Origin of the sequence: Chitinophaga varians (assembly GCF_012641275.1) — a bacterium.
In the GTDB taxonomy this organism is placed as follows: Bacteria; Bacteroidota; Bacteroidia; order Chitinophagales; family Chitinophagaceae; genus Chitinophaga; species Chitinophaga varians_A.
In genome coordinates this window covers 576,723-587,714 of sequence record NZ_JABAIA010000003.1, presented here as the reverse complement: position 1 = coordinate 587,714, position 10,992 = coordinate 576,723, and the positions used below count along the sequence as shown (strand labels likewise).

Below are 10,992 nucleotides of genomic sequence, written 5' to 3'. Positions count from 1 at the left end.
GATGATGTTGAATTTTTGTCACAATACGATTCTCTTTTCCTTTTTGGGCTGGCTTCGTGTGGTACGGTCTTCCAGCGTTTGAGCGAGAGCAGCCACGGTATGAAGGCTGAACAGTTCTCTCACGGTGACGGTTATACCGAATTGAGCCTGTAAAGACGCCGCCACACGCATCATGAGAAGAGAATGCATACCCAGCTCCGGCAGCTTATCGTATATGCCTATCTGTTGGATTTCGAGCAGGCCGGCACAGATATCGGCTATCTTCCTTTCTGTTTCGTTGCGGGGGGCAACATACTCCGGCGCCTGTAATGCTTCGCCATCAGGCGCAGGCAATGCTTTCCGGTCCTTTTTACCGTTTGCGGTCAGGGGTATTTCATCCAGGGGTATCAGCAATGAAGGCACCATATATTCCGGCAGCCGGCCCTGCAGATATTGCAGAATAGCATCTTTATCGAAAGTTGCTGCGGGCACCACATAACCAATGAGGCGGGTATTGTCCCCGTCTGTTTTGACCACCACGGCATCGCTCACCAGCGGACAATGCAGCAACACGTTTTCTATCTCTCCCAGCTCGATACGATAACCCCGGATTTTTACCTGGTCGTCTATACGGCCGAAATATTCAATGGTGCCGTCAGGCAGCCATCTGCCTAAATCACCTGTGCGGTATAACCGGGCATGATCGCCATTATCAAACGGATTGGCAATAAATTTTTCTGTTGTAAGGTCCTGCCGGTTGAGATATCCGCGGGCGATGCCCCAGCCGGAAACGGCTACTTCACCTGGCACCCCTATGGGCAAACGATGCAGCGAGGGTCCCAGTATATGTATCCTCGTATTACGAATAGGCTTGCCCAACGGTACATTGGCGCCGGCAGGCGCTTCATGCATAAAATGATGGCAGATATCGTCAGAGGCTTCTGTAGGGCCGTAGGCGTTAACAACCGGAATACGGCTGTACTCCGGATGGCTGAACCACTGTTGCAACAGGTGGCCATTCACCGCTTCACCGGTTACCAGCAGGTATTCCAGGTGCTTCAGGGTAGCACCGGTATTTTCTTTCAGCACCGCGGCAAGATAGGAAGGCACCAATTCCAGTACCGTCACATGATGATGGTCCACTGCGCGGATGAAAGCAGCCGGATTGTAAATCAGGTGGTCCGGGTAGATAACCGTAGTTCCGCCACAGACCAGCGCCGCCAGCATCTGCCATACAGAAATATCGAAGGTATAGGGAGCCGTAAATGCGATGGTTGAATACTGATGAATATTGAGCTCCGTTATTTTGGCCAACAGGTGATTGAGCATTCCTTTATGTTCCACCATTACGCCCTTTGGCAGGCCTGTGGAACCGGAGGTATAAATCATATAGGCCAGGTCGCCCGGTGCCGGGATATGCCCTGTGGCTTGTACCGGTTCATTGGTAAAGACATCCGGAACATGGTCGGCCAGGATAACGCTGACGGCTATATCTTTTGGAATATTTCTGCGGCCGTAGCTGCTGCTGATCATCACATAGGCGCCGGTATCTTCCAGCAGGTAACGGATCCTCTCCTCCGGATATTCCGGGTCGATAGGAACGTAAGCCGCGCCAGCCTTCAGAATACCCAGAATGGCCACCAGCATGTTCACCGAACGCTCGATGCATACCGGCACCAGTTTATCGGCTTTCACGCCTCTTCGTTGCAGATAATGAGCAAGCTGATTGGAACGTTTGTCCAGCGCCCGGTAAGTAACCTTGGTGCCCTCATACAGGAGGGCTATCGCGTCCGGGGCCCGCTCTGCCTGCTCTGCCAGCAAGGTGATCAGGGAAGTATTTTCATCACCCGGCTGGTCTGTGAGGTTGAAACTGTCCAGTAATGCTTTTTCCGCGGCAGGAAGAATATCAATATCATCGATGCTGCTGTCCAGTTTATCGGCGAACTGCATCAGGATATACAGTATGCGTTCCCGTAGCAGACGGATTTCTTCTGCGTTGAAATATTGCAACTGGTAGTCCATCCGCAGTTGTATAGGTTGCAGACGGCCATAATCGTACCATCCCAGCTCCAGCGGGAAAGGCATATATCCGCTGGTAACGCCATAGGTAGTGGCTTCCATCCCTTCTCCAAAATCCAGCTCGCAGGTAATGGTGGCATTGTTGATGATCACTTCCAGCAGGTAATCTTCTGCGGGATTTACCCGTAGCTGCCGGGCAAGGTCCCCCAGCAAATAATTCTGGTACCGGTAATCCTCCCGCTGTGAAGCAGATATCTGACGGACCAGCTCTGACAGCAGCATACCGGGCTCATAAATGCCCTTGAAAGGAATAATGCCCGTAAACATACCGGCGATACCGCGCAACTGTTTGTTTCTGCGTTTGTGCAGCGGCATCCCAAAATGATATTCCGAACGTCCGTATATTCTCGAATAGTAGATAATGAAAGCGGCAGTGGTAAGCTGTTGCAGGCTGGACTTTGTTTTTTCCTGCAACACTTCCAGAAAGCGACGTGTCTCCTCAGGGATTTCAATGGTCTGTGTTTCGCTTCTTTTGTCGTCCACGCCAACATACTGTGGTTTCTTTTGAAAGAGCGGTACCGGTTTCTGTGGAATTTTATTTTTCCAGTATGCTCCGTCCTGATGATACGCCGGTGTGTTATATTCCGCCGCAGCCTTCGCACATTCCTCCACATAGGAAGCAAACTTAAATGTTTCACCGGTCCCGTATTTAAGCGCGCGGTATTTATCTGCTATGTACCGGTATTGTGAAGTGATCCCGTAGCCGTCGGAAGCCAGATGATGGCATTTAAAATAATAAATATGCACGGTATCGGACACCTTAATCAGGCCATGCTCATAAGGGGGTTCATCTTTATTGACCATGATGGGGATATTGAACTGCGCCCGCAGCCACAACATGGCCTCGTCCAGCCCCTTGTCCGTAAAATCTATTTCCTCCAGGGTTTCCTGATGGTAATCCCAGTCCACATAAGCATGGTCAGCATACGTGCTGAGGTCGAAACGGAGCTTGTAAGCATCAAATACCTCCGGCACCGACAAGACAGCTTCCCTGAAAATTTTCTTGTCCAGGTCACCAATGATTTTCGCATAGCCGCCATTGTTATTCTGCGGGCTGTCGGGATGAATCAGCTGATCCATATATATATCATGCTGCGAGGGATGCAGCGGTACTTTTTGCAGTGGCATATATATCATATTTTGACGGCGGAGCGCAGGAGCGCCGGCCGATAGGGTTCACGCCTTAAATAGCTGAGGGGTTAACAATACAGGGCGGTTAATCAGGCATCATCATGCCTACTTTGCGGCTGATGGCCTGCTGATAATAGTGTCCGCCAACGGCGATGTCATAAATGGCCATGCCCATCGGGTTGAACATCACTACGCCTTCCTGGTCTTTTAATGCGTCTTTACAGACCACATCGGCGATAGATAATGTGTCTCCTTTTTCAAGGCCCATGACCTTATGCATGTTTTCGATATCGGTGTTCTGGCGACAGACTTCCTCCCAGTCGTCTACCACCACTACGTCCATATGGCGCACCATTTCCACTTTATAGTCGCGCAGCGACACGTTCAGCTGCAGGGATGATTTTACCGGCGGCAGGTCAACATATGGCGCAGATGACACGGTGCAGGTAATAAAGATATCGGCCGGCGTATAACACTCCTGCCAGGAGCCGGCCACTGCTACCTTATCTTTCACGGCAGGGTCCACAGCTGTCAGGTCCACTCCGTTGATATCGTACAATAAAACCCTGTTGAGACGGTCGCCCAGTATAGCAGTGACCATGTTGAGATGCATTCTGCCGATAGGTCCAAAGCCGATAATGCCTACGGTAAACTGCTTATCTTCCTTCCTGGAGGCGAGATACTTTTTCAGTATCACGCCGGAAACGGCCGCCGTGCGGATGCCGCTGATAGTGGCCGTATTGATGACGCACAGTGGTATCCCGGAATGATGTTCATTGAGGATGGTCACTGAATGTGCTCTTAGTTTGTTCTGGTAGATATTGCCCGGGAAACTGGCTATCCATTTGATGCCGGCCAGCGGCGCCTGACCGCCTACATAGGCAGGCATGGCGATGATCCGGTTTTGCGGGTCTCCGTAGCGTAAATACGGTTTGATCGGCTGCGAATAGTCCTGCTGATGCAGGGCGGTAGTGGCGTCACTGATCACATTCGTCAGTTCCTCCCATTGAATACCGATTTCACGGATATGGTCCGCATTCAGATAAAGCATATATAATTGTTTTAAGCGATGGTGGCAGATTCTAATTTTTGCGCCAGCTGTGTGGCCCATTCCCGGTTATAGATGGTGTCGAGGTAAGAGTGGCCTTTGTCCGGGAAAATGAGCAGCGAATTAGGCGGCGTATCGAAGGACTGTTGACGGAAATAATTTTTGGCAGCGAGGTATACGGCGCCGGAAGAAGCACCTGCAAAAATCACCTGCTCGTTGAGCAGCTCCAGGCAGCCTTTAACGATATCGGTTTGTGAAAGGATCACCACATCATCGATCAATGCGTTTTTGATGATGGGTGGTACCTGACTGGCGCCGATACCGGAGATATAGCGCTTTACCGGTGGTGCATTGAAGATAACGGAGCCTTCCACGTCCACGCCAACGATTTTAATATCAGGCCGTTCTGCCTTGATGCTGCTGGAGATGCCGGTGATAGCGCCGCTGGAGCTTACCGCCACAAACACATAGTCGATCGGCTCCGGACAGGCCAGGATTTCTTTCGTTAATCCGTAGTAGCCTTTGTAGTTATTAGGATCGCCGTATTGGTCAGCGATGAACGAATTTTCGATAGTAGCGTGTAGTTTGTTTACGGTGTCGATACGGGTGAGCAGATAACCGCCGGTATGATCGCGTTCGGTAATCTTCACCACTTTATACGCCAACAGGTCCAGCAACGATTCATAAGCGCTGTTGATATTGGGATCGATAACGGGAATAAATTTCAGGTCGAGCATCTTACAGATGGAAGCTACCGCGATAGCGAGATTACCGGAGCTGGAAGCGATGATGGTGGTGTCCTGATTGATATGGCCCGCTTTGATACCGTTGTAGATAATACTGTAGCCTGCGCGGTCTTTAGAGCTACCGGAGAAATTGTTGTATTCCAGTTTGGCCCACAAAGGGGTGTCTGTATTCCGGAGGGAAATGAGGGGCGTATTGCCTATGAAAGCAGACAACTTTTCTAGCTGTTGTAACATGTTTGGATTTTTTTGGTAAACGAGGGGGGTATACCTGCATCCAGAGGTGGATGCAGGTAACAAATAGTTGGCAGTCTGTAATGGTATTCAGAAAAGAAAAAGGAGCGTAATAAACAAACAATCAGAAAGGGCCGGCATTATTGCTCTTCCGCCACCAGGGCTTCTTTTCTGTTGTACAGGAGCTCTTTTTCTCCATATAGACGTTCAGCGATGATACCTTTCGCCTCACATTCCTTCACCAGTTTGTTGGACTGGATGATGGGATTAGATTCATCGGTGTATACAATGCTGCTGATAAATTCCAGCCATGGCTCCATCCCCATCGCATATACGTAAGCTTCCTTGGGTTTGAAGATGTTCACCAGCGCCATGCCTTTCGGGCAGTCGGAACCGGCGAGCCTGCGGCTGCTGTCCTGATCGCGGGTGATCTTTTTGGTCAGCAGCGGGCCATACAGCCAGGTAAGCGGAGCGCCGTCGCATTCCATGCCCAGGAACAATACGTCCACGTCACCGATCTGGTTGTGGATATGCCTGTAGAGGGCGGATTCCACGATCCTGGAGTCGGCGAGGAACAGCAGTTTGAAGCCGCTGATCTGCACCAGGAAGCAGGATTTGGTGAGAATGTTCATATCACAGTGTTCGCCGGTGAAAGGCAGACCGGTGATAACGGTGTCCACAAACTCGATGGTTTCCATCGGGTCTACTGCCACCACATTCTTGAAGCCGATATTGTTGAACATCAGTTTCAGGTCCGGATCTTCCAGTTTACCGCTGGAAGTACGCGGCACGATCAGGTTTTTGATTTTATGGCGCAGGGGCAGCAATGTTTCAAACAGGATGTGGTCCTGGTGGTTATGGGTGATCAGGACATAGTCGATCACATCCGGCAGGTCTGCGTCTGAGAAGTGGTCGATGCTGCTTTCATATCCGTAGTAGCTGATCAGCGGGTCTACCAGGATGCTCACGTCTTTTGTTTCCACGAGGATACAGGCGTGACCGAAGTAGCGCATACGGATTTTATCGCCGGTATAACGTTTATACGGTGGCGGTGGTGTTTCCGTGAAGAAGGTATCAAAGAGCGCTTCCTGTTCGGGTGTGATACCAAAGATGGCTTTGATTTCAGACAGCGAGCGTGCATTTCTTTTCATACGGCTGATAGCATCGATGCCGGGATGATCGAAGGGAATATTGAGGTGCAGCACATCCGGTTCATCGAGGCGCGGCGTACTGAGACAGAACGGCCGGTGGTCGTTATTGGTGATCCACAGCGCGATGCTCTGGGCTTCTTTGTTATAGAATTCGCTTTTATACAACAGGGACTCAAACAGGCGGTAGTCTGCGTTGTTGTTGCGATCATAGTACAGTTCAACATATCCTTTGAGGATGTCGGGGACTTTTTCGTATAGTGGTTCCAGTCCGAACCCTTTCGCTTCCGCAGCCAGTATTTTGTCCAGTTCCTTGCTGGCCTTTGCAAATTCGATGGTACGGTGTTGGCGTTTCAGGATATCCTCTTTCAGGGCCTTCACTTCCGCAACTCTTTCACCGTTGAAGTCCATGAACGGGCCGCCTTTCATTTTCGGATTCAGTACCGCTTCCGCGTGGATAGCGGGGTCATCGAGATAAGAATCCATGATGGTGAGGTGGCGGGCAATGGTGTTCATGGCGGCTGTTGCCGGAGAGATAAGATGGCTCCAGGCATACCACCTGTCATACAATGGTTCGAGTACTACGTTAGGCTTCAGATATACTTTTTTGTCGCTCATAATTGATATGATTTGTGATGTACAAGTAATTTTTTGGCGATGATGCTGACGATCTCGTAGGGGTATTTGAAGATAAAGAAGTGATGGCCGGGCATACGGCGGAAGTCTACGGGGTTCCTGGCTTCCTGTTGCCACAGGCGGATATCTTCGGGCTTCATGTCCTCTCTGGTGCCGGTGATAACGGTAACGGGCACGTCCAGCGGTTCCTGTCTGGTGTGGGCATAGTTTTCCGACACTTTAAAATCGGCTCTCAAAATAGGTTCTATAAAATCCAGCAGTTCGTCATTTTGCAATATTTCATCCGGGCTTCCGTTAAGGTTACGGATTTCTTCGATGAATGATTTTTTATCCAGCAGGTGTCTTTTTTTCTCTGTTCTGGACAGTGCGGCGGGACCTGAAGTACCGGTGATAAAAAGGTGCAGTGGCGGCATGCGTCCTTCTTCCCTGATTTTGCGGGCCAGCAGGTAACAAAGTAATCCGCCCATACTGTGTCCGTAAATCGCGTACGGTGCTCTGTCGAGTTTGTTCTCCACCTGCAGGTAGAGATCATGCACCAACTGCCGTATATCTTCTTTCAGGGGCTCACTCATCCGCGTACCTCTGCCGGGATATTCCAGCGGAATAAGGTTCAGGAAAGATGGCAGGTGTTCTTCATACAGCCGGTAGGAATATTTACTACCTCCGGCAAAGGGCAGACAGAAAAGATTGATTTTCTCCATGTGTCAAAATTTCCACGTTGTCAAAAAATATAGGCACAGGACACCCTGTCCGGGACCAGGGGGACCGGTATCTCAACTATAAGAGAATGACGACAGCCGTCATCTGTAAGTAACAGATGATGTTTGTCTATTCACGCTTCATACCAGGGAAATTACAGGCAGACGAAGCCTTGCAGCAGAGGGGAGCCTTCCTGCTGAAATTGGACGAGCCAGGGTTTCCACGCCGGCCATGCTTGGCATAACAATGGCCTGCCGCTTACACAGCAATTGAATCGAGGTATTCAGCAGATACGGCAACCAGAATATTCTTCTGCAGCAGGTTAACCCTAACCAGGAACTTCTGTTCTCCCTTTACTTCCACTACTTCACAAACGAGACCGGATAACATTCCATCTTTGATCATGAGTTGTTTTCCGGGCTGAAAATAATCATCCGACACCTCAATATCGATGTTGTCCGGCTGTTGGGTAATCAGTCGGATACTATGTATGACATCTTCTTTCACTTTCACCACTTCTTTTCCTGTCTTTACATAGTATAACACCGCCTCCAGGCTTAGCACCTTATAATAGGTTTCCAGGTCCTCCAGATAAATAAAGAGGTAAGAAGGAAATAAAGGAGCGTCGATGTATTTTTTTCGGTCTTTCCACGCGCGTAAAATTCTGGCTGTAGGTAAAAAGTTGACAATATTCAAAGTTGACAAAAAAGCGGCAACCTTTTTTTCGTGACGAGGCTTGGTATACACCACATACCAGCCATTAACGGAAATGCTCATTGAGGGTATTTTCTAAAGGATGCTAATAAAGCAATAGGCTTTTCCTTCCAGACATGGCCCACACGCCCCTTTCAGAAGCCCTGCGGCTCATTGGCGGGCATAGCTGTCGCTAGCGTGAATCCAGATCCTTCACATTAAATAAAAAAAATAAAATAGTTGTTTTAAACGACTTAATAAGTTAACATAAAACACCACCTTGGATGTCTCAGAATTTTCCGGATAGTATTAGTTTGTGCTTAATGCTTAATCCCTTGCCTCAGTCATTGAAAACATTTAAGGAAAATTTGATTATTTGAGGGTCCGTTAACTACTTTTTTTATCGTTGTACAATAATTAACACTTCTATCGTCCTTATCAGTGGCCCGAATTTAGCAAACATATTTTATTCAGCAAAAAAAATTATCAGGTGCGCTATAGGCGCAATAGAAAAAAACAATGCAGCCTGACAAAAGTATTCCGGTGAAATGTGAATTCAGTAAAAGGATGCATGGAAATCCTGCCACAGTAAGGTTTTGCAGGCAGAACGCCGTTGTTAACAATCATTTAATATTATCAGTACGACTGACGACTTTTTTTCCGGCTTTTTTCCATTGTCGTAAATCATTTTATATTTAACTTGCCGTTGGCTGCTAAATCTTATGCCACCGAAGTTTTGTTGCAGCAGCATACAATCATGCTATTGTCAACGCACCTTAAAACCCTTTTTATAGCCATCCAAAATTAGTTCATGCAACTCCCCTCAACAACCATCAACAATGGTGACCGTGTTACTGTCAGGCCTAAACGAATGCTGCGCATGTTACGGTTATTGCAACCTCACCGCGCTCTGTTTTCAGCGGGTATGCTTTTCCTGGTCACCACCAGCCTGGCAGGCCTGGCCTTTCCTGAATTACTGGGACGACTGATCAACGCCGCCAAACAACCGCAGGCTGCTTCTGCTATAAATGAAGCCGGGTTATTATTGATAGCTATCCTAACCATTCAGGCCATCAGTTCATTTTTCAGAACACTGATATTTGTAAGAGTGGCCGAAAAAACCCTGGCCACATTGCGGCAGACAGTCTACAACCACCTGGTAAAATTACCCATGCAGTTTTTCCTCACCCGCCGGGTAGGAGAACTGAACAGCAGAATATCCGCAGACATTTCCCTGCTGCAGGAAACGTTCACCAATACCATCGCTGAGTTTATACGGCAGCTGGTCATCATCATTGGCGGCATCGCTTTCCTGATGCTGACCTCTATCCACCTGACCATTTTTATGCTGGCCATTATGCCGGTCATGGTGCTGGTCGCCGTTGTCTTCGGCCGTTTCATCCGGCAGTTTTCACGGAAAGTACAGGACCAGGTGGCCGCTTCCGGCACCATCGTGGAAGAAACATTGCAGGGTATTTTCAGCGTAAAAGCATTCGCGAGTGAATTCACGGAAATGAAACGCTACCGGGAAAGGACCAACGAAGCCGCCAACATCGGCATCCAGAACGGCAAATACAGGGCAGCCCTCTCCTCTTTTATCATAGCAGGCATCTTTGGCGCACTGGTGGCCGTTATCTGGCGCGGAGCACTCATCGGGCTGGACACCGGCCAGCTGTTCTCCTTTGTATTATACTCTGTTTTTATTGGCAGCTCCATCGGCGGACTGGCAGAAGTATATGCCTCCCTGCAGAAAAGCCTCGGCGCCACGGAAAACCTCTTCGACATCCTCGATGAACCGGCAGAACCGCTGACGCCGGTCACCCGCGTGGCACCCGAGCATACCCTGCACGGCTATATCAGTTTCCGTCATGTGTCTTTCCGTTATCCCGGCCGTGAAGACACGCCGGTACTGAAGAACCTCTCCTTTCAGGCCCAGGCTAATCAGACGGTGGCATTAATAGGTCCCAGCGGCGCCGGCAAAAGCACCATCGTGTCCTTACTGTTACGCATCTACGATCCTACGGGAGGGCATATACTATTTGACCAGAAAGACAGCAGCAGCTTCCCTTTATCTGCGCTCCGGTCGCAGATAGCCACCGTGCCGCAGGACGTATTCCTCTTTGGCGGCACCATCGCGGAAAATATCGCCTACGGCAAACAAGACGCCACCGAAGCCGAGATCATCGCCGCTGCGCAACAGGCCAACGCCTGGGAATTCATTCAACAGATGCCGCTGGGATTACAAACACTCGTGGGTGAACGCGGCATACAGCTCTCCGGCGGACAACGCCAGCGTATCGCCATCGCCCGCGCCGTACTGAAAGCACCCCGCATCCTTATTCTCGACGAAGCCACTTCCGCACTGGACGCAGAATCGGAAAAACTGGTACAGGACGCGCTGAACAAACTCATGGAAGGACGCACCGCTATCGTCATCGCACACCGCCTCGCCACCATCCGGCAGGCCGACAAGATCATCGTCATTGATAAAGGCGCCATCGTGGAAGAAGGCACCCATCATGAACTGATCAGCAATGAAGAAGGATTATATAAAACGCTTTGTGAAATGCAGTTCATTCAGTAGAACGACCCAGGGCTGAAG

General features: G+C 49.6%; 7 protein-coding genes. 1 reads left to right on the top strand and 6 read right to left on the bottom strand.

Going from position 1 to position 10,992, the window contains the following annotated elements:
- Positions 1 to 18: 18 nt before the first annotated feature.
- The 6 genes from HGH92_RS25570 to HGH92_RS25545 form a co-directional block, all read right to left on the bottom strand.
- Positions 19 to 3,186, bottom strand: a complete 3,168-nt coding sequence (locus HGH92_RS25570) for a non-ribosomal peptide synthetase (protein ID WP_168873648.1) — start codon at positions 3,184 to 3,186, stop codon at positions 19 to 21.
- 88 nt (positions 3,187 to 3,274) lie between these two features.
- Positions 3,275 to 4,240 (bottom strand): 2,3-diaminopropionate biosynthesis protein SbnB, encoded by a 966-nt coding sequence (locus HGH92_RS25565; protein WP_168873647.1) that lies wholly within the window; start codon positions 4,238 to 4,240, stop codon positions 3,275 to 3,277.
- 11 nt (positions 4,241 to 4,251) lie between these two features.
- Entirely contained in the window at positions 4,252 to 5,217 is a 966-nt protein-coding gene (locus tag HGH92_RS25560) for a pyridoxal-phosphate dependent enzyme (RefSeq protein ID WP_168873646.1), read from the bottom strand.
- Positions 5,218 to 5,354: 137 nt separating this feature from the next.
- Entirely contained in the window at positions 5,355 to 6,980 is a 1,626-nt protein-coding gene (locus HGH92_RS25555; RefSeq protein ID WP_168873645.1) for an MBL fold metallo-hydrolase, read from the bottom strand.
- Positions 6,977 to 7,699, bottom strand: a complete 723-nt coding sequence (locus tag HGH92_RS25550; RefSeq protein WP_168873644.1) for a thioesterase II family protein — start codon at positions 7,697 to 7,699, stop codon at positions 6,977 to 6,979. The genes HGH92_RS25555 and HGH92_RS25550 overlap by 4 nt, the downstream gene beginning before the upstream one ends.
- Positions 7,700 to 7,955: 256 nt before the next feature.
- Positions 7,956 to 8,474: a UpxY family transcription antiterminator gene (locus HGH92_RS25545; RefSeq protein WP_168873643.1), complete on the bottom strand. Its 519-nt coding sequence runs from the start codon at positions 8,472 to 8,474 to the stop codon at positions 7,956 to 7,958.
- A 727-nt stretch (positions 8,475 to 9,201) separates the two neighbouring features.
- On the opposite strand from HGH92_RS25545, the gene HGH92_RS25540 reads away from it, so the two are divergent.
- Entirely contained in the window at positions 9,202 to 10,974 is a 1,773-nt protein-coding gene (locus tag HGH92_RS25540) for an ABC transporter ATP-binding protein (RefSeq protein WP_168873642.1), read from the top strand.
- Positions 10,975 to 10,992: the final 18 nt, after the last annotated feature.